At 71.9% G+C, this 19,162-nt stretch carries 20 protein-coding genes; 9 read left to right on the top strand and 11 right to left on the bottom strand.

Features of this window, described 5'->3' with window-relative positions; genetic code table 11:
• Positions 1-18: 18 nt before the first annotated feature.
• The 3 genes from WA640_RS24845 to WA640_RS24835 form a co-directional block, all read right to left on the bottom strand.
• Complete coding sequence (locus WA640_RS24845) at positions 19-2,442, bottom strand: glycoside hydrolase family 2 protein (RefSeq protein WP_335991440.1); 2,424 nt, start codon at positions 2,440-2,442, stop codon at positions 19-21.
• Between the two features lie 100 nt (positions 2,443-2,542).
• Entirely contained in the window at positions 2,543-3,547 is a 1,005-nt protein-coding gene (locus WA640_RS24840; RefSeq protein ID WP_335991438.1) for a LacI family DNA-binding transcriptional regulator, read from the bottom strand.
• A complete protein-coding gene (locus tag WA640_RS24835) occupies positions 3,532-4,212 on the bottom strand; it encodes a hypothetical protein (RefSeq protein WP_335991436.1) in 681 nt (226 codons plus the stop codon). The genes WA640_RS24840 and WA640_RS24835 overlap by 16 nt, the downstream gene beginning before the upstream one ends.
• A 335-nt stretch (positions 4,213-4,547) precedes the next feature.
• Here WA640_RS24835 and WA640_RS24830 point away from each other — a divergent pair, with 335 nt between their 5' ends.
• The 3 genes from WA640_RS24830 to WA640_RS24820 all read left to right on the top strand — a co-directional run bounded on the left by WA640_RS24830 (position 4,548) and on the right by WA640_RS24820 (position 8,248).
• On the top strand, positions 4,548-6,242 hold the full coding sequence (locus WA640_RS24830) for a hypothetical protein (RefSeq protein WP_335991433.1): 1,695 nt from the start codon (positions 4,548-4,550) through the stop codon (positions 6,240-6,242).
• Between the two features lie 81 nt (positions 6,243-6,323).
• Positions 6,324-7,307: an ABC transporter permease gene (locus tag WA640_RS24825; protein ID WP_335991430.1), complete on the top strand. Its 984-nt coding sequence runs from the start codon at positions 6,324-6,326 to the stop codon at positions 7,305-7,307.
• Entirely contained in the window at positions 7,304-8,248 is a 945-nt protein-coding gene (locus tag WA640_RS24820) for a carbohydrate ABC transporter permease (RefSeq protein WP_335991427.1), read from the top strand. The genes WA640_RS24825 and WA640_RS24820 overlap by 4 nt, the downstream gene beginning before the upstream one ends.
• Positions 8,249-8,365: 117 nt before the next feature.
• On the opposite strand, the gene WA640_RS24815 is transcribed toward WA640_RS24820, so the two are convergent.
• Both WA640_RS24815 and WA640_RS24810 read right to left on the bottom strand, forming a co-directional pair.
• Positions 8,366-9,115 (bottom strand): alpha/beta hydrolase family protein, encoded by a 750-nt coding sequence (locus tag WA640_RS24815; protein ID WP_335991423.1) that lies wholly within the window; start codon positions 9,113-9,115, stop codon positions 8,366-8,368.
• Positions 9,116-9,150: 35 nt separating this feature from the next.
• The gene (locus WA640_RS24810; RefSeq protein WP_106366316.1) at positions 9,151-9,972 is read right to left on the bottom strand and encodes a helix-turn-helix domain-containing protein; all 822 of its coding nucleotides are present in this window, start codon (positions 9,970-9,972) and stop codon (positions 9,151-9,153) included.
• A 91-nt stretch (positions 9,973-10,063) separates the two neighbouring features.
• Between WA640_RS24810 and WA640_RS24805 the strand changes: the two genes are divergently transcribed.
• From WA640_RS24805 to WA640_RS24795, 3 genes are all read left to right on the top strand, one after another.
• Entirely contained in the window at positions 10,064-11,281 is a 1,218-nt protein-coding gene (locus tag WA640_RS24805) for a Gfo/Idh/MocA family protein (protein ID WP_442904819.1), read from the top strand.
• Between the two features lie 116 nt (positions 11,282-11,397).
• Positions 11,398-11,604 (top strand): hypothetical protein, encoded by a 207-nt coding sequence (locus WA640_RS24800; RefSeq protein ID WP_106366318.1) that lies wholly within the window; start codon positions 11,398-11,400, stop codon positions 11,602-11,604.
• 4 nt (positions 11,605-11,608) lie between these two features.
• Positions 11,609-12,367: a VOC family protein gene (locus WA640_RS24795; RefSeq protein ID WP_335991415.1), complete on the top strand. Its 759-nt coding sequence runs from the start codon at positions 11,609-11,611 to the stop codon at positions 12,365-12,367.
• Between the two features lie 28 nt (positions 12,368-12,395).
• Here the strand turns inward: WA640_RS24795 and WA640_RS24790 are convergent, their stop codons facing one another.
• Both WA640_RS24790 and WA640_RS24785 read right to left on the bottom strand, forming a co-directional pair.
• Positions 12,396-12,677 (bottom strand): DUF1905 domain-containing protein, encoded by a 282-nt coding sequence (locus WA640_RS24790; protein WP_106366320.1) that lies wholly within the window; start codon positions 12,675-12,677, stop codon positions 12,396-12,398.
• A 26-nt stretch (positions 12,678-12,703) separates the two neighbouring features.
• Complete coding sequence (locus tag WA640_RS24785) at positions 12,704-13,084, bottom strand: DUF1761 family protein (protein WP_335991411.1); 381 nt, start codon at positions 13,082-13,084, stop codon at positions 12,704-12,706.
• Between the two features lie 81 nt (positions 13,085-13,165).
• Here WA640_RS24785 and WA640_RS24780 point away from each other — a divergent pair, with 81 nt between their 5' ends.
• Positions 13,166-13,804, top strand: coding sequence for a TetR/AcrR family transcriptional regulator (locus WA640_RS24780; RefSeq protein ID WP_335991409.1), 639 nt, complete (start codon positions 13,166-13,168; stop codon positions 13,802-13,804).
• 38 nt (positions 13,805-13,842) lie between these two features.
• On the opposite strand, the gene WA640_RS24775 is transcribed toward WA640_RS24780, so the two are convergent.
• The 4 genes from WA640_RS24775 to WA640_RS24760 are packed head-to-tail and all read right to left on the bottom strand — an operon-like array spanning position 13,843 to position 17,210.
• Positions 13,843-15,015 (bottom strand): ABC transporter permease, encoded by a 1,173-nt coding sequence (locus WA640_RS24775; protein WP_335991406.1) that lies wholly within the window; start codon positions 15,013-15,015, stop codon positions 13,843-13,845.
• Positions 15,002-15,670, bottom strand: a complete 669-nt coding sequence (locus tag WA640_RS24770; protein WP_106366324.1) for an ABC transporter ATP-binding protein — start codon at positions 15,668-15,670, stop codon at positions 15,002-15,004. Before WA640_RS24770 ends, WA640_RS24775 begins: the two co-directional genes overlap by 14 nt.
• The gene (locus tag WA640_RS24765) at positions 15,667-16,710 is read right to left on the bottom strand and encodes a peptidoglycan-binding protein (RefSeq protein ID WP_335991403.1); all 1,044 of its coding nucleotides are present in this window, start codon (positions 16,708-16,710) and stop codon (positions 15,667-15,669) included. Before WA640_RS24765 ends, WA640_RS24770 begins: the two co-directional genes overlap by 4 nt.
• Positions 16,707-17,210 (bottom strand): hypothetical protein, encoded by a 504-nt coding sequence (locus WA640_RS24760; protein ID WP_335991401.1) that lies wholly within the window; start codon positions 17,208-17,210, stop codon positions 16,707-16,709. Before WA640_RS24760 ends, WA640_RS24765 begins: the two co-directional genes overlap by 4 nt.
• Before the next feature lie 135 nt (positions 17,211-17,345).
• On the opposite strand from WA640_RS24760, the gene WA640_RS24755 reads away from it, so the two are divergent.
• Both WA640_RS24755 and WA640_RS24750 read left to right on the top strand, forming a co-directional pair.
• Positions 17,346-18,011 (top strand): response regulator transcription factor, encoded by a 666-nt coding sequence (locus WA640_RS24755; protein ID WP_335991399.1) that lies wholly within the window; start codon positions 17,346-17,348, stop codon positions 18,009-18,011.
• Positions 18,008-19,150, top strand: coding sequence for a sensor histidine kinase (locus WA640_RS24750; RefSeq protein WP_335991397.1), 1,143 nt, complete (start codon positions 18,008-18,010; stop codon positions 19,148-19,150). The genes WA640_RS24755 and WA640_RS24750 overlap by 4 nt, the downstream gene beginning before the upstream one ends.
• The last annotated feature ends 12 nt before the right edge of the window (positions 19,151-19,162 follow it).

The raw sequence follows: 19,162 nt of genomic DNA, 5'->3' as shown, positions 1-19,162 counted from the left end.
GTCCTCCGGTTCGGCGGTTCAGTAGACCTTGATGGAGTCGACGTCGATCGGCCGCTCCGGGAACGAGAGCCGGACGGCCTTGGCGAGGCGCACCGGGAACTCGAACTCCGGGGAGGCGTCCGATCCGGCGTCGGCGCGGTGGAGCGGCTCGAAGGCGTCGCCGTCGGGGCTCGTTTCGAGGATCCACGGGTGGACCGGGGGTTCGGCGAAGCGGACTTCGATCCTGTTGATCTCGTAGGGGAATTCGAGGCTGGCGGTGAGCCACGCGCCCGGGCCGCGGTCGGCGGCCCGCCAGCATTCGGTGCTGCGCGGGTCGGTGGCGTTGCCGCCGCCGTGGCCGGGGAGGGCGCTGCTGGCGGCGACGGGGCGGTAGTCGGCGAGCGAGTAGGTGCCCGCGCCTTCGGGCGCCTCGGTGATGTACGGGGCGGGCGGCGCGAGCCGGCGCGGCCGGACGGGACGGGGCTCGCCGACCGCGGTCAGCTCGATCTCGACCGGGGCGAGCCCGTCCGAGGCGGCCCGGATGCGCTGGCGCCCGGGGACGTAGCTGCGGAACTCGATCGCGACGGCCCCGTCGTTGAGGCTCTCGGTCTCGGCGCCGAGGGTGATCGCGGTGCCCGAGGGGAAGAGCCCTTCGCCTTCGACGACAGTGAGCGTGACGGACCGCTCGGCGGCGACCCGCTCGCCGTCCGTGTCGAGGAACTCGACGATGAGCTGGGCGTCGCCGGTGCCGTCGGTGGGGATCTCGCCGGTGTCGGCGCGCAGGCGCATCGCGGCGGCCTCGCCGGGCGGCGGGAACGCGGGCGGCGCGATGCCGAGCAGGCGCTCGCGGTACCAGTGCCAGGGGCGGCGCGGGAGCCGGTAGTAGTCGATGAGGCCGTTGCGGCCGCCGCCCTTGGCGATCGTCTTGTAATGGAAGGCGCACCAGAAGAGCTTCCCCGAGCGCCACGGGTAGTCGGTCTCGACGCCGTGGTGCCACTTCACCTCGTACTCGCCCGCGCCGTGACCCTGCACGCCGTGGTACTCGGACACGATGTTCGGGATGCCGGGGTCCATGAACAGCTCGGCGCCGTCGCCGTTGTACCCGGCGATGTCGCCGAGCACGTCGAAGCCCTTGCGCTGGGCGCCGCCGACCGCGGCGGGCCGGGTCGGGTCGAGCATGTGGACGAGGTCCACGAGCTCCACGGTGAGCGCCTTCGCCTTGTCGACGACGCGGTCGTTGGTGAAGAACGCCTCGTTGCCGACGCTCCAGACGACGATGCTCGCGTGGTTGCGGTGGGTGCGGATCATCTCCCGCAGGGACTGCCGCAGGCTCTCCTCGAAGTCGGCCTCGTGCTCCTCGTGGACGGGGTAGGCGCTGGCGGTCCAGTAGCCTTCGGCCTCCTGGCCGCCCATGCCCCAGAAGTGGAGCTCGGACCAGAACAGGACGCCCTGCCGGTCGCATTCGGCGGCGAAGTACGGGTGGTGCGGGTAGTGGGAGCCGCGGATCATGTTCATGCCCATGGCCTTCACGAGCGCGACGTCGCGGCGGATGCCCGCCCGGGTCCCGGCGTCGCCCCAGCCGCCGCGGTTCTGGTGGACGTTGGCGCCGTGGAGGTCGAGGTGCTCGCCGTTGAGGAAGAAGCCCCGGTCGGCGGTGAACTCGAACCAGCGCACGCCGAACTCGGTGGACTGGGCGTCGCGGGCCCCGCCGTCGACGGCGACGGTCGCGGTGAGGTCGTACAGGTGGGGGTGGTCGGGGTGCCACAGCAGCGGGTCGTCAAGGGCCCCTTCGAGTTCCACGGTCGCGGTGGCGCCGCCGGGGATCGTGGCGCGCTGCGGTTCGAGCGTGGTGACGGGCCTGCCGGCCTGGGCGATCGCGGCGGTGACGTCCACGTCGACCGGGTGCGGCTCGTCGTTGACGACCTCGACGGCGGCGCGCACGAGGGCGCGCGAGTGGTCGGCTTCGGGGGTGGTGACGCCGAGGCCGTGCCAGTCGATGCGGACCCGGTCGGCGACGATGAGGCTGACGTCGCGGTAGATGCCGCCGTTGAAGCTGTAGTCGCCGCCGCGGGGCGCCAGGCGCGGGTTCCAGTGGTTGTCGACCCGCACGAAGACCTCGTTGGGTCCGGGTTGGACGAGGTCGGAGAGGTCGACGGTGAAGGGCGTGTAGCCGCCGTCGTGGCGGCCCGCGGGCCGCCCGTTCACGAACACCTCGGCGGTCTGGAACACGCCGAGGAACTCCAGGGCGATCCACTTCCCCGCCCACGACTCCGGCACGTCGAGGGTGCGGCGGTAGCAGCCGTGGCCGATGTAGAAGCGCAGCTCGCGGAAGTCCGGCAGGTCGAAGGAGTGCGGCAGGCCGACGTCGAACCAGTCGGGGTCGGCGGGTTCGCGCTCGGCGCCGGGGTGCTCGCCGTAGGCGAAGGTCCAGCCGTCGTTGACGAAGCGGTGCTCGCGGATCATGCGGGGGCCTTTCGAAGGTGGGTGGTGAACCTTCACGAACCAGTTTCGGGAAGGTTCACGATAGGGTCGTGAAGCGGTGGTGTCAAGGGTGCGGCGGAGGTCAGGCCGAGCCCCTCCAGAGGAGCCTGGAGGGCACCGATCGCTCGATCGGGTCGATGCGGGCGAAGTCGGCGCCGGCGAGGATCTCGACGATGTCCATGACGTGCCGGGCCAGCTCGTCGCGGTCGAGCGCGATCGAGGTGAGCGGCGGGTCGACCGCCTCGCCCAGCGACAGGCCGTCGACGCCGACGATGCGGACCCGGCCGGGCACGTCGATGCGCAGCGCGTGCGCGCTCTGCACGGCGCCGAGGGCCATGAGGTCGTTGAACATGAGCACCGCGTCGGTGTCGGGGTGCCGCTCCATCAGCTCGGCGAAGGCCCTGCCGCCGCCGGAGATCGACTCGTCGCCGATGACGACGCCCGACAGCGCCTCCCCCACGGCCTCCTCGTACCAGCGGCGCCGCGCCGAGGGCTCGTAGGTTCCGAAGTACCGCTGGAAGTGGCCGGACTCGACCATCCCGAAGCGCCGCGCCCCGCGGTCGCGCAGCTCCTTGACCGCCTCCTGTATCCCGGACTGCATGTCCAGGCCGACCGAGTGGAAGCCGGGGAGGCGCTCGGCGTCGTGCGGGACCTCGGACTCCATCCGCACCACCGGGAGGCCGCCGCACACGTCGCGCAGGCGCTCGTCGGCGATGCCGAAGTGGCCGACGATGACGTCCACTTGCGGCGCGAGGAGGCTCAGCGCCTCCTCGACGCCGCTCTCCCCCGCCGTGAGCATGATCTGCCAGCCGCGCTCGGCCGCGGCGGCGAGGAGGGACGCGGCGATGTCGGTGTAGTACGGGTTGCCGAAGGACGCCACCATGACGCCGAGCGCGTGGGTCTTCTCGCGGGTCACCAGGTTGCGGGCGAAGCGGCTCGGGCGGTAGCCGAGGCGGTCGGCGGCCTCCAGGACCTTCCGCCGCGTCGACTCGCTGATGCCCCACGCGTCGTTCATCGCCCGCGAGACGGTCTGGCGGGACACGCCCGCCGCCTCCGCGACGTCGATGATCGTCACCCGCTTCGCCATGTGACCGCTCCTTCCCCGTTGCGGGCCATCGTATTGGCACCCGCGGTCGAGGGTTCGGCGCGGGAGCCGCGGCGGCGGAGCGCGTCCGTGTCGGCGCCGAGGGCGGCGCGCACGTCGGCGCGGGCGGCCTCGACGATCGGCGGCAGGTCGGCGCCGCGGAAGCCGCGGGCCGCGCCGACGATGAGCCTGCGGCCGTCCCAGGCGGCGGCCACGGCCCGGTCCGCGCCCGCGGCGACGAGCCATTCGGCGTCGCCGTCCTCGAAGACGCGGACCTCGACGCCCGGATGCGGCGAGGAGAACGAGAAGCCGCCCTGCGCGACCACCGGCGCGGTCGTGTCGGCGACCAGCACGCGGTCGGCGGCGCTCAGAAACGCCTCCATCGCATACGGGCCGTTCTCGATCCGCACAAGATCCGCGAGGCCGAGGCGCCGGTGGCCGAGGGGGGCTTCCGTCGGGCCCCAGTGCCAGCGGAGCCTGCCGAGCGCCGGGGACGCTCCGGCCTCCGCGGGACGCGCGGAGTCGAGGGAGAGGTCGAAGTCCTCGATGCCGGGTCGGCCGCGCAGGGCCGCTCGGAGCGGGCCTCTTCCAAGGACGAAGTGCTCGTGCGCGGGCGCACGGAGGTCGACAGGACTCGGGTGCGCAGCGCGCGGGTGGTCGGGCGTCACGGCCTCCTCCTCAGCGGTAGTGAACCTTCACGATAATGTTCCGGCGCCTCGGGGGCAAGAGCGCGGGCCGCCCTGTATCGCCGGACCGAAAGATACGATGTATGAGATTCGAGCACTCAAACCCTTGAATCTATTGGGCCTCGATTTCTGGGCAAACCAGTCATAACCGGGGCGGTTTGTTTCAGTGGTAAACACTGTCATCAGATTTTTTGGGGCGCGAACTCTTGTGCGCGGCCACGACGCGGGTTAGTTTCATATATCAACAAAACCAAATCGATGGCTCCCCGCTGCCCGCCGACTCCCCTCCGGGCAGCTGCCTGCGAGAGGACAGTTCCATGCAATCCCCTACCCCCTCAACGCCGTTCAAGCGCCGGTCCCTGTTCAAGGGCACCGCTCTAGGCGCCCTCGGCGCGGCGGGCCTCCCGTTCGCCGCCGCCTGCTCCGACATCGAGTCGGGCGAGGGCTCCACGCAGGCGACCTCCGGCTTCGACTTCCTTCCGACCCACAAGGACTGGCCGCTCCCGGTCCAACCCGACCTGGTCGGCGAGCCGCCGAACCACCCCTCCGGCTTCACCTCCTACCCCGAGCCGGTCCAGGCCGTCACTGACCTGCCCGCGGGCGGCGGCTCCTACGAGCTGACCGTGCCGTGCTGGGGCCCGGCCCCCGCGAAGGACGACCCGTACTTCTCGGCGGTGTACGAAGCCTGGGGCGGCACCAAGCTCGAACTGCGCCAAGGCGACGGCATGACCTTCGCCGACACGGCGGTGCAGTGGGTCAAGGCCGACGAGTACGGCGACGGCATCCAGCTCTTCAGCTACATGACCGGCTCCTTCAGCAGCTTCCAAGAGACGGTCGTCAACTCGTTCTACGACCTCACCGAGATCCTGAAGGGCGACATCTCGGAGCGCTGGCCGCTGCTGGCGGCGGTCCCGACGCCCGCGTGGGGGCTGTCGGTCTGGTCGAAGGACCCCGACGACCCCGACACCGCGGGCATCTACGGCATCCCCATGAGCTACTCGGGCGGCCAGGGCAACGGCATCCTCGCGCGCACCGACCTCATGGAGTCCGCCGGGATCGCGATGCCGACCACCGTCGAGGAGCTGCTCGAAGCGGCCCGCGCCTGGTCCGACGACGCGAACGGCAAGTGGGCGTTCGCCCAGCTCGACTGGTTCATCGGCCAGTGGTTCGGCCTCGGCGGCACCGACGGCTGGAACTGGGACCCGGACCAGGAGAAGATGGTCAACAACATCGAGCGGCCCGAGTTCACCGAGATGATGGAGTTCCGCCGCACGCTCTGGGACGAGCAGCTCATCCACCCCGATGTGCCGACCGGCACCCTGGACGCCGCCGCCCTCCAGGAGGCCGGGCAGGTCCTGTTCACCCAGGACAACCTGGTGCGCTGGAACGACTTCAACATCAAGGTCAAGAAGGGCGAGATCGAAGGCGCGGTGGCGCCGCTCCCGCCCCTGGCCGCGAAGGGCCGCACGCCCACGGTCGCGATGGCCGCGGGCATCGGCGGCTGGACCTTCCTCAACAAGAACCTCTCCAGGGAGCAGGTCGAGGAGATCCTCGACCTCGCGAACTGGTGCGCGTCGCCGTTCGGCACCAAGGAGTACGAGCTCCTCAACTACGGCGTCGAAGGCGAGCACTTCACGCTCGGCGACGACGGCACTCCCGTGTTCACCACGCTGGGCAGCGAGGTCGTCCAGGGCCCGGTGCACTACAAGGCGCTGGGCAGCCAGGTCGAGACGTTCCTGACCGGCGACCCCGACATGGTCGCCGCGCGCTTCGAGTACGACGCCTCGATCCAGGACTACGCCATGGAGAACGCGTTCGAGGGCGTGCGGATCGAAGCCCCGGCCGAGGCCAAGGCCGCCGGGCAGACCCTCTGGGACCAGCAGCAGGACATCGCGTTCGGCCGCGCCGAGCTCTCGTCGATCCCCGACATGGTGGAGACGTATCTCAACAACGGCGGGGAGGCCGCCCGCCAGTACTACACCGACGCGTACAAGGCCGTCCACGGCGAGTAGCGCCCCGGCCGGGCGGCCCCGCGGGGCCGCCCGGCCGGACGACAGCTCCATACAGGATCTACGACGACTGGAACCCAAGCCATGGCAACACTTCAGAGCACGGCGCCGCCGGACACCGGGCGGCCCGCGAGCCGCCCGATCGTCAGGCGCAAGCGGACCGTGGCGCAGCGGCTGCGGCACGACTGGCCCCTGCTGCTCCTGGCACTCCCCGTGGTCGCCCACCTCGCGGTGTTCCACTACTGGCCCACGGCCTGGAACATCATCGCGTTCATGGACTACAGCCCCTACCGGCCGTTCTGGGAGAACCCGTTCGTGGGCTTCGCATGGTTCGGGCGGCTGTTCGACGACCCGTACTTCACGCCCGCGCTGCTGAACACGCTGAAGTTCTCCGCGCTGAACCTGCTGTGCATGTTCCCGCTGTCGATCGTGCTGGCGCTCGTCATGAACAGCATCATCTCGATCAGGGCCCGCAGCGCGTTCCAGTCCATCGTGTACCTCCCCCACTTCTTCTCGTGGGTCCTAGTCGTCACGGTGTTCGTGCAGGTCCTCGGCGCCGACGGCCTCGTCTCGAACTGGATCATGGACGGCGGCGGGGAGCGGCTCAACTTCACGTCCAACCCCGAGACGTTCACCCTGCTGGTGTGGATGCAGTGGGCGTGGAAGGACGCCGGCTGGGGCATGATCATCTTCCTCGCGGCCCTCTCCTCGATCAACCCGAGCCTCTACGAGGCCGCGGCCTCCGACGGCGCGAACCGCTGGCGCCGCATGTGGCACATCACCCTGCCCGGCATCCGGCCGGTCATCATCCTGCTGCTGATCCTCCAGATCGGCGGGATCCTCTCCGTCGGCTTCGAGCAGTACCAGCTCCAGCGCCAGTCCGTGGGGTACCAGGCCACGGAAGTGCTCGACACCTACGTGTACTACCAGAGCATCGTCGGCAGCCAGGGCGAGTCGTTCGGCACGGCGGCGGGCCTGTTCAAGGGCGTGATCGGGCTGGCCCTGATCCTCGTCTCCAACCACATCGCGCACCGCCTCGGAGAGCAAGGGATCTACCAGAAGTCATGACCGCCACCGACATCCGACTCAAGCCCCGGCGCGGCAGCGCCCGGCCCATCTGGGACGAGGAGCCGTCGCTCCTCGGAAAGGCCGTCAAGGCCCTGTTCCTGATCTGCTACGGCGCGGCCATCGTCCTGCCGCTGTGGGCGGTCGTCGCCACCAGCCTCGCGAGCGAGCAGGCGCTCACCCGCGCCGGCGGGAACCTCCTGATCCTGCCCACCGACGTGAGCTTCCAGGCGTACCGCGAGATCTTCTCCGGCGGCGCGCTCACCGACTCGCTGGTCCTGACCACGATCCTCACCGTCGGCGGCACCGGCATCAGCATGGTCCTGACGATCTGCGGCGCCTACGCGCTCTCACGCACCGGGTCGCTCCTGCACCGCCCGATCCTGTGGCTCATCCTGCTCACGTTCCTGTTCGGACCGGGCATGTACCCGAGCTTCCTGGTGGTGCAGAAGCTCGGCCTGTTCAACTCGTACTGGTCGCTCATCCTGCCCGGCGCGGTGGGGACGTTCAACATCATCATCCTGCGCGCGTTCTTCATGAACTCGATCCCGGGGGAACTCCTGGACGCGGCCAAGATGGACGGCGCGGGCGAGTTCCGCACCCTGTTCACCATCGTGCTGCCGATGTCGAAGGCGATCCTCGCCGTCATCGCCCTGTTCTACGCCGTGGGCTACTGGAACATGTACTTCCAGGCGGTGCTGTACACGCCCGGCCTGGAGACCCAGCCGATCCAGGTGGTGCTCCAGCGGATGCTCATGTCCACGCAGGGGCTCCCCGAAGGCGCGCAGGCCGCCGCCCAGTACCAGGACCAGGGCGAGTCCGCGCCGACGGCGGCGCTGAAGATGGCCGTCGTGGTCTGCACGATCATCCCGATCGTGATCATGTACCCGTTCATCCAGAAGCACTTCACGAAGGCCGTCATCACCGGCGCCGTGAAGGGGTAAGGCTCTCGGTCCGTGAGGGGATTCGAAGAGAAGGGCGTCCGGATTCGTTGCCGGGCCCGGACGCCCGCATAAACGGCGAAGGCGGCCGTCCTGTCAGGACGGCCGCCTTTCCGGTGCTCAGGCAGTGCGTTCGAGGTACGACGCCGTCAGCTCCACAAGGCGCTCGCGGGCCGGGACGGTCTCGAAGCCGTGGCCCACGCCGTCGAAGACGTGCAGGTCGAGGCGGTCGCCGTACAGCCCCTGGTACTCCCCCAGGAGCCGCGTGCCGAGCACGAAGTCCTCTGAGCCCACGGCCAGGAGCACCGGACCGGGGTAGGCGGCGGCGTCGGCGAACGGGTCGATGCCCGCGGCGTCGTCGACGAACCCCTGGTGGACGGGCAGGCCCCCGAAGTCGTCGTAGCCGTGCTCGGCGATGGCGTCGGCGCGGCGCTTCGCGCCCTCCTCGCCCATCGCGACGGCCCCGGCGGCCGGGGCCCACAGGGCGAGCGAGCGGACCGGGCGCTTCGCCGCGGCGAGCTGCGCGGTGAGCCCGCCGAGGCTCATCCCCATGAGCGACAGGCGGTCCGGGTCGACCGCGGGGTGGGCGGCCAGCGCGTCGAGGACGGCGAGGGCCTGGGCGACCTGGTCGGAGACGGTGAGGTCGGCGAAGTCGCCGTCGGAGTCGCCGCATCCGGCGAAGTCGAAGCGGCAGGCGGCGACGCCGCGGGCGGCGAGGCGTTCGGCGAGGCGCACGAACGTGTAGCCGAACTCGGCGCGGTTGCCGCCGAAGCCGTGGCAGAGGGCGACGGCGGGGGCGTTCGGCGCGGTCGGGAGGTGGAGGACGCCGCGGAGGGTGCGGCCGTCGTGGTCGATGTCGATGTGTTCCATGCGGACCTCGTCTGATCGGGAGTTGTCTGGAGGGGTCATCGGTGCTGCCTGCGGTAGGCGGCGGGCGGGAGGCCGCATTCGAGCGTGAAGGCGCTGTAGAAGCGGCTGACGGAGCTGAAGCCGGATTCGGTCGCGACGGAGGCGATCGGGAGGGCGGTGGTGACGAGCAGGCGGCGGCCTTCGGCGAGGCGGCACCTGGTGATGTAGTCGCCGATGGTGGTGCGCACGATCTTGCGGAAGTGGGTCATCGCGTAGTTGGGGTGGAGGCGGGCGGCGGCGGCGACGTCGGCGACGGTGAGGGGTTCGCGGAAGTGCTCGGCGATGTGCCGGACCATGGTGACGGCGTGCTGGAGCGCGGGGTCGGCGCCGGTGTACTCGTGTTCGGGTTCCCGGGGGGCGTCGAGGGCGAGGCGGCGGACGCGGGCCTCGACTTCGAGGAGGAGGATGCGGCGGCGCTCGGGCTGGCCGCTGGCGAGGTCGGCGGCCCACTGGGTGAAGTTGGCGGGGTCGGATTCCTTTGCGGCCGTTGGGGGTGCGATGAGGGGGATGCCGGAGAGGAGGCGTCCGACGAGGGCGGTGGGGAGGCCCCAGCCGAGGAAGGTCGCGAAGGGCACGTGGACCCAGTGGGCGCGGGTGGCGGCGTTGGCGACGAGCTGGTGGGGGACGGCGGCCCAGAACGCGGCGACGGAGCCGGGGCCGACCTCGACGGGCAGGCCGCCGAAGAGGTAGAGCATGGTGCCGCCTTCGGCGACGAAGTTGATCTCCAGGTCGTCGTGCTGGTGGGCGGTGTCCATGAGGACGGGGCGCCCGGCCCAGCCCACGAGTTCGGGCGGGGCGATCTCGATCTGAGGATCCAAGAGATACACGCTCGCTTCGATGAAGAATTCTCCGATCAGAACTTATACGGTGGTGCCGCAGCGGCCGTCACCGGCCGCGTCCTGTGACCACATGGCAAGAGGAGTCGTTGTGTTCTCGATCGGTATCGTCGGCGCGGGCCAGTTCTCGGGCGCGTTCGCGAAGCTGTTCAACGCCCACCCGGGGGTCTCCCGGGTCACCGTCACCGACCTCGTGGCCGACCGCGCGGCGACGCTCGTGCGGGAGCTGGGCCTGGCGGGGGCGGAGGACGACTTCGACGCGATGCTCGCCTCCGACGTCGACGCCGTCGCGGTCTTCACGCAGCGGTGGACGCACGGGCCGCTCGTCGTGAAGGCGCTGCGCGCGGGCAAGCACGTGTACTCGGCGGTGCCGATGGCGTTCACCGTGGAGGAGATCGGCGCGATCATCGAGGCCGTGAAGGAGACCGGCCTGACGTACATGATGGGCGAGACCAGCCAGTACAACCCGACGACGGTGCTCGCGCGGCAGAAGGCCGCCGAGGGCGCGTTCGGGCGGGTGTTCTACGCCGAGGGCGACTACGTGCACGACATGGACCACGGGTTCTACGCGGCGTACCAGTACAGCGGCGGGGAGGACTGGAAGCGCACCGCGAGCTTCCCGCCGATGAAGTACCCGACGCACGCCGTGGGCGGGGTGCTCGGCGCGTGGGACACGCACGCGGTGAGCGTGAGCGCCATCGGCGTGCCGGACCGGCGCGGCGACGGCGTCTTCGACAAGTCCGTGAGCATGTTCGACAACGACTTCTCGAACGCCACCGCGCTGTTCGAGACGGCCGACGGCGGCAGCTTCCGCACCAACGAGTTCCGGCGCGTCGGCCTCGCCCACTGGATCCCCGAGTCCCGGTTCACCTTCTACGGCACCGAGGGCATCCTTGAGCAGAACTCGCGCGCCACGTTCTGGCACAAGCGGTCCGCAGAGCTGGAGGACGTCACGGAACTCGTGCAGCCCGGCTGGGCGACCGGCGCGGACGACCCGGTCCTCGCCAAGGTCGACCCGGCGCTGCACGACTCGTTCATCTCCGGGCACGCGCCGGTCCACGACACCTCGGCGCTGCCGGTCGAGTTCAAGGGGCTCGGCAACGGGCACATGGGAAGCCACCAGCTGCTCGTGCACGACTTCGTGACGGCGGTGAACGAGCGGCTGCTGCCGAGCGTGAACGCGTGGACGGCGGCGCGGTACACGCTGCCGGGCCTCATGGCCCACGAGTCGGCGCTGCGCGGCGGCGAGCGGCTGAAGATCGACGACTTCGGCGACGCCCCTCAGGGCTAGCGCGCGGTTCCGCCCGGCGGGCATCGGGCGGCTCGCGCCGCCGCTCGGCCCGTCAGGGCGGGCGGCGCATGTTCGCGCCGGGGCCGGGTAGCCCGGTGGTGAGCAGAGGAGGAGCCATGACCGACATGGAGCCGAACGAGCTGATCGACCCGCCCGAGCCCGGACCCGGCGACCCGGTCCCCGGCCCGCCCGACCCGGACCCGATCCCGGGCGACCCGCACGACCCCGATCCGGCCAGGCCCGTCCCGGACGAGCCGGGCCCGACCGAACCGGACCCGACGCGCCCGCTCCCGGACGAGCCGGCGCCGCCGCAGCCCTGGTAGCCGCATGGCGATCCACTGGACGACCGTGCTGCTGGACTTCCCCGGCGCGGACTTCGACGCGGCGGCCGGGTTCTGGACCGAGGCCACCGGGAGCGCGCTCTCGTCGCCTTGGGCCGAGCACCCGGAGTTCGCCTCGCTGGTGCCCGCGCACGGCGACCCGTACCTGGCGCTCCAGCGCCTGGGGCGCGGCGCGGCGCGGGTCCACCCGGACTTCCACGTCGAGGACCTTGCGGCCGAGACCGAACGGGCGCTGGCGCTCGGGGCGGCGAAGACGGGCGGGGAGCCCGGACTCGTGGTCCTGGCGTCCCCGGCGGGGCTGCCGTTCTGCCTGATCGTGCACAAGGAGGGCCAGTCCGACGTGCCGCCGCCGACGGATTGGAACGGCCGGGCGAGCCGCCTCGACCAGATCTGCGTCGACGTGCCTCCCGAGGCGTTCGACCGCGAACTGGCGTTCTGGAGCGGGTTCACCGACTGGCCGCGGTCGACCTCCGACAACGGCGAGTTCCGCCGCCTCCTGCCGCCGCCGGGCCTGCCGGTGCACTTCCTGCTCCAGCGCCTCGACAGCGCGGCGCCCGGGCAGGACGCCAAGGCGCACTTGGACTTCTCGTGCGCCGATGTCGAGGCCGAGACGGCCCGGCACGCCGCAGTCGGGGCCGTCCCGGTCCGCCGCCACCGCCACTGGCAGGTCATGCGGGACCCCGTCGGCCTGGAGTACTGCCTGACCGACAAGGCCCCGGACGGCTCGTGGGCGCCGAGCGCCTGATCCGCTGAGTCAGCCCTCTTCGGGCCCTTCAGTTCAGGCGGCGGGAGAGGTGGACGCGGACCTCGTCGCCGTCGCCCTTGCCGATGCGGCGGCGGATCGCGGCGGCGACGGGGAGCTTGTGGGTGCCGTCGCCGAGGGCCATGAAAGCCCCGCGGAACGGCTCGCCGTCCACGGTGCCCTCGACCTTGACGAGGCCGCGCGTGCCGAAGACCGCGGCCGAGTCGGGCAGCTGCACGCAGGTCCAGGTGTCGCCGGGCCGGACCTTGCCGAGGACGGCGGTGAAGTCGATGTCGAGCGGTCCTTCGGTCATGATGCCTCCTCAGGCGGGTTCAGGGTTCAGGCGAGCCAGCCGACGAGTGCGCCGATCAGCGTCAGTTTCGCGATCCAGTCGAAGGCGTGGAGCGCGGCGAGCGGCACCGGGATGCCCTCGTGGACCACGGCGCCCGCGAGGATCGCCGCGGGCAGCACTCCCAGCGCGAGCCCGAGCAGCGCGCCCGCCCCCGCCCCTTCCCATCCTGCGGCATGCATCAGGCCCGCGACGAGGATCGCGGCGACCAGGCTGCGCGCGACGACCGCGGCCATCTGGACGGCGACGGGGACGCCGGGCCGGGGCGTGCTGTGGCGGCCGACGTACGCGGCGACCGGCGGCGCGCCGTACAGGACCGCGCTGAACACGAACGAGACGACAGCGGCGACGGCGATCCCTATGAGCACCATGGCGACCTCCTTTAAAGTACGTTCCAGTACTGAAACATGGTAGCCCTGGTTTTCAGTCCGGTCAAGTACTAAAATTCGGGCATGACCGACACCGCCCGCCGCCGCGGCCGTCCCCCCGGGCGCACCGGCGCCGACCTGCTCGCCACCGCCCGCGAAGTGTTCCTCGAACACGGCTACGCGGGCACGACGATGGACGAGGTCGCCGCGCGGGCCCATATCTCCAAGGCCTCGCTCTACCGCGCGCACCCGTCGAAGCACGCGCTGTTCGCCGCCGTCGTCCGGGCCTGGGCCGAGGCCGGACGCGACGCCATGCGCCCGCACCTGGAGCGCCTGGTGGCGGGCGACGACGTCCGCGCCGACCTGATCGTCCTCGCCGGGATCATGCGCTTCGGCATCCTCAGCCGCGAGGTGCTGAACATGCGCCGCCTCGTCACCGGCGAGGCCGAACGCCACCCCGACGTCGCCGCGGGCTACCTCGAAGCGAGCTGGAACCGCAACATCCGCGCCCTCGCCGACGCCTTCCGCGCCCTCGCCGACCGCGGCGCCCTCCGACTCGACGACCCCCTCACCGCCGCCGACCAGTTCACCTGGCTCGTCATCGGCGCCCCCCTCAACCGGCGTCTCCTCACCGGAACCGACGCCTCCGACACCCCGGACGCCCCGGTGGAGAGCGCAGTGGACCTCTTCCTGGCCGGATACGGCACGCCCGCGGCCCCCTGACGCGGCCCCGCGCCGTCGGCGCGGGGCCGCCCTTCCCGTCATGGGGAGGTCAGGGCTTCGGTCGGGGAGAGCCTGGCGGCCTTGACCGCCGGGTAGAGGCCCGCGACCGCGCCGATCGCGGCGGTGGCCGCGATGCCTCCGGCGAGGGCCCAGGCGGGGATCGTCGGGGGCCAGTCCTGCCAGGTCGCGTAAGTGGCGGTGATGAGGGAGCCGAGGGCGACTCCGCCTGCGCCGCCGAGCAACGAGAGCAGGAGGGACTCGGCGAGGAACTGGCCGCGGATGTCGGCGCGGGTGGCGCCGAGGGAGCGGCGGAGGCCGATCTCGCCGCGGCGCTCCAGGACCGAGATGACCATCGTGTTCGCGACCCCGACGCCGCCGACGAGGAGCGCGACCGCGCCCACGCCGAGCAGGAGGCCGGTGAACGACGCCTCCGCGGCTTCGGCCGCCACCAGGGCGTCCGAGGGCCGGGAGACCTCGACCTCCTCGGGGTGCTCCGGGTTCGCCGTCGCGCCGAGGACCGACTGGACGTCGGCCACCGCGGTCTCGGCGGCCCGGGTGTAGACCTCCGTGGCGTGCAGGTCGAAGCCGAGGTAGGTCGAGGCGGCGTCCCATCCGACGAGCGCCGCGTTGTCGAGTTCGGGCGCGAGCTCGACCGGGGCGAGGACGCCGACGACGGCGAACCACTGGCCGCCGAGCCAGATCTGCACGTCGGGACCCGCGGTGACGCCCAGGGCCGCGGCGGCATCCGCACCGAGGACCGCGGCCGGGAAGTCCCCGGCCGCGCCGTCGATCCACTGGCCCGCAACGAGTTCCGCGCCGACGACGTCGAGGAGGTCGGGTTCGGCGGCCTTGACCGCGATGCCGCCCGACTCGTTCTCGGGGATCTGATCGGTGCGGTAGACCTTCGCGTCCGGCACCGTGCCGGTCGCCGCGGCGGACTCGACCGGGCCGATCCGCTCGATCATCGCGACGGCTTCGAGCGGGAGCTGCGACTCGCCGCCGAACAGGGCCTGGCCCGGGGCGACGGTGAGCAGGTTCGTGCCGAGCTCGTCGAGCTTGCGGTCGAGCTCGGCCGAGCTGGACGCGGAGATGCCGACGACCGCGGTCATCGCGGCGATGCCGATCGCGATCCCGATGGCGGACAAGGTCACCCGCAGGGGGCGGGACCGCAGGCCGTGCGCGCCGACGCGCAGGAGGTCAGTCCACCGCATCGCGCACCATCCGGCCGTCGCGCATCTCGATCCGCCGCGGCAGGGCCGCCGCGATGTCGCGGTCGTGGGTGATCACGACGACGGTGGTGCCGCGCTCGTGGAGGCCGCGGAGCAGGCCCATGACCGCCGCGCCCGAGGCCGAGTCGAGGTTCCCCGTCGGCTCGTCGGCGAGCAGCAGGCGGGGCCCGCCGACGATCGCGCGTGCGACGGCGACGCGCTGGCGCTCGCCGCCGGACAGCTCGTGCGGGCGGTGCCCGGTGCGGTGCGCGAGGCCCACGGTGTCGAGCGCGGCCGCTGCGGCCTCGCGGCGCTTCGCGCGGGGCACGCCCCGGTACAGGAGCCCGTCGGCGACGTTGTCGAGGACCGGGACGCCTTGCGCGAGATGGAACTGCTGGAACACGAAGCCGAGCTCCGCGGCCCGCAGGCGCGACAGGCGCCGGTCCGAGAGCGCCGCGACGTCCTCCCCCGCGACGCGCACCCTGCCGGAGGTGGGCCGGTCGAGCGTCCCCGCGAGGTTGAGGAGCGTCGACTTCCCCGAGCCCGAGGGGCCGACGATCGCGACGAGTTCGCCCGCGCCGATCTCCAGCGACACGCCGTCGAGCGCGGTCACGCCCGGGTAGGTCTTCGCGACCTCCTCAAGCACCACGACGCTCATTCGGGCACCGCCACGATCGCGCCCGCCTCCAGGTCGCCCGAGACCTCGACCCGGCCGTCGGCGAAGACGCCGGTCTCGACGGGCACGAGTTCGCTCGCGCCGCCGTCGACCACTTCGACGCCGTAGCCGCCTTCGCGAAGCGCCAGCAGCGCTTCGACGGGCACGGTGAGCACGTCTTCGCGGGTCTCCGAGACCAGCTCGACCGTGACCGGCGCGGACACGAGCGCGCCGAGCACCGACTGGTCCTCGACGGCGACGGTGACCTCGACGGTCTCCGGCTCCTCCTCGCCCTCCTCCTGCGAGCCCGAGACGGTCTGCCCGATCGCGGACACCACGCCCGCGGCCTCGGTACCGTCCGGCAGGACCACCGTCACCGCCTGGTCGGCGGCCACCAGGTCCTGGTCGGCGATGTCGAGCTGCACGGTCACGCGCCGCTCGTCGGAGGTGTACGACAGGACGGGCCCGTTGGCCGGGTCGCCCACGGCCGCAAGCTGGTCGGCGACTCTGACGGGCTTCGGCGAGAACAGGACGGCGCCCACGGCCACCGTCCCCGTCTCCTCCAGCCCGTTGTCCTCCTGCCACTCCTCGACCGCCGCCGCGGTCGCGTCCGTGTAGGCGTCGTCCTCGGTGAACCCGTCGTAGCCGAGGTCCACGAGGTTCGATTCCAGTTGCGCCACATCGGGTCCCTCGACACCGGGCGCGAGGTCCCTCCACAGGGGCAGGTCGCCGGTCATGGCGACCACCGGCGCGTTGTCGACGTCGTAGACCGCGTCTCCGGCTCCGATCACCGTGCCCGGCTCGGGCAGCCAGGTCACCACGCCGGGCGCCGCGCCGTTGAGCGTGTGCGCCTCCCCGTACGAGAGCGTGCCCACGACCTCCTCTGACCGGGCGAGGTCCTGCTGCTCCACGACCGCCGTCGCGCCGGGCGCGTCCGCCGACGCCGCCGGCTCGTCGCCGCCGGTCCAGTACAGGGCCCCGGCCGCGGCGAGACCCGCCGCCGCGGCCGATCCGGCCGCGATCGCCACCGTCCGCCGCCTCACTGGCCGCGCACCTCTCCGAGGACGTCCTGGCACGCCTCCATCGCGGCGTCCCACTCCGGGTCCGCCTGGCCCTCCTCCAGCAGCGTCGGCCCGAAGCCGTCCTCGCCCGGGTCGGGCATGCCCTCGACCCCGTTGTCGCGCATGCACTGCGCGAACTCCAGCAGCGCCGCCTGCACCTCGGGGTCCGACAGGTCGGCCTCGCCGGACGCGAGGTGCTCCTGGCACGCCTCGACCGCTTCCGGCTCGTCCTCCATGATCTCCCGCAGCTCCTCGGCGCCTTCGAACCCGCCGTCGGGGTCGGGGTCGGGGAAGTCGATCCCCTGCTCCCGCATGCACTCGGCGAAGTCCTGGAGGCCCTGCTCCTCGCTCACCTCCCCTTCGGTGGCCTCCTCGGAAGCGGTGCCCCCGGCGCTGGCGACCTCGTCGGCGGGCTCCTCGCTGCATGCGGCGGCAAGCGTCAGCGCGGCCAGCGCGGCCGCTGCGAGCAGTACTCGTCTCATCGTGGCGTCTCCTTCGTTCTCGGATGGACGCCGCAAGTGAAGCCGGGGCGGCATGTGGTCTGCGTGAGCGTGCGTGCTTACGCCGCGCTTACACCGGACCTGGCAGCATCGTCGTGGACGGGGAGGAGCCGGGGGATGCGCGTACTGGTGGTGGAGGACGAGCGGATGCTCGCCGACGCGATCGCGAAGGGCCTGCGGGCCGAGGGCATGGCCGTGGACGTCTGCTACGACGGGGACGCGGCGCGGCTGCGGCTCGCGGCGTACGACTACGACGTGGCGGTCCTGGACCGGGACCTGCCGCGCGTCGGCGGCGACGACCTGACCCGGAAGGTGGTCGCCGGGCCGCATTCGACGCGGGTGCTCATGCTCACCGTCTCCTCGGGGATCGACGACCGCGTGCACGGCCTGTCGCTGGGCGCGGACGACTACCTGGCGAAGCCGTTCGCGTTCGCGGAGCTGGTCGCGCGGGTGCGGGCGCTGGCGCGGCGCACGGCACCGGCGGCGCCGCCGGTGCTCGAACGCGCCGGGATCACCCTCGACACGGTGGGGCGGCAGGTGTTCCGCGGCGGCCGGTACATCCCGCTGTCGAAGAAGGAGTTCGGGGTGCTCGCGGAGCTCATGCGCCCCGGAGCGGCGGTCGTCTCGTCGGAGCGGCTGCTCGAAAAGGTGTGGGACGAGCACATCGACCCGGCCACGAACGTGGTCCGGGTGGCGATGATGACGTTGCGCCGCAAGCTGGGCGACCCGCCCGTGATCGAGACGCTGCCGGGGTCCGGCTATGTCATCAGGGAGGCGCCGTGAAGCTCCGCACGAGGCTGACGCTCTGGTACGGCGGCGCGTTCTTCGCCGCGGGGGCCGTGCTCGTCGCCGTCGTCTACCTGATCGTGCGCGACCGCGTCACCGCGAACATGCCCGTCTCCGGGGACTCGGTCGAGTCCCTCGTCCAGGCGCGGGCCCAGCTCGGCATGACCGACGAGCAGCTCACCGCCCTCATCGACACGGTGATTCAGCGCCAGCAGGCCGCGAACGACGCCACGCTCCAGGCGGTCCTGTTCGGGTCGATCGTCGCGCTCGTCGTCGTGGGGCTCCTCGCGGTCGTGTTCGGGTCGCTCATGGCCGGGCGGGTGCTGCGCCCGATCGACGCGATCACGGCGACGGCCCGGCGTGTGGCCGACCGGTCGCTGCACGAGCGCATCGACCTCGACGGCCCGAACGACGAGCTCAAGCGGCTCGCGGACACGTTCGACGGGATGCTCGCCCGGCTCGACCGGGCCTTCGAGGGGCAGCGCAGGTTCGTGGCGAACGCCTCCCACGAGTTGAAGACGCCGCTGGCGATCAACCGGACGCTCCTGGAAGTGGCTGCGGCGGAACCGGACGCGGGCCACCGGGTGCGGGACCTGGCCGCGAACCTCCTGGCGGTGAACGAGCGGCACGAGCGGCTCATCGACGGCCTGCTCACGCTCGCCGGGAGCGAGCAGGCCCCGGTCGACCCGGTCCGGGTGGACCTGGCGGACATCGCCGCGCACGTGGCCGCGCAGTTCGCCGCTGAGGCGTCGGAGGCGGAGGTGGCCGTGGAGGTCGCGAACGCTCCGGGGGTCGTCGTCGGGGACGCCGCGCTGCTGGAACGGCTGGTCGCCAATCTCGTCGCGAACGGCATCCGCCACAACCACCCCGGGGGAACACTCGCGATCACGACCGGGACCGTGGAGCGGCGGGGGCGGATCGCCGTGTCGAACACCGGGCCCGTGGTCGCCGCGTACGAGGTCGACGCGCTGTTCCAGCCGTTCCGCCGCGGGGAGGGGCGCGACCGCGTCGAGTCCGTGCGCGGCATCGGCCTCGGGCTCTCGATCGTCGACTCCATCGCGCGCGTCCACCACGGGGCGCTGACCGCCGTCCCGAACCGGGACGGGGGCCTGACCGTCACCTTGGAGTTCCCCTAGCCGGAACGGATA

The sequence above is a fragment of the Glycomyces sp. MUSA5-2 genome, assembly GCF_037034145.1.
Taxonomy (GTDB): Bacteria; Actinomycetota; Actinomycetes; order Mycobacteriales; family Micromonosporaceae; genus Glycomyces; species Glycomyces artemisiae.
The sequence above is the reverse complement of the archived record's forward strand: the minus strand, read 5'-3'. Positions and strand labels throughout refer to the sequence as shown.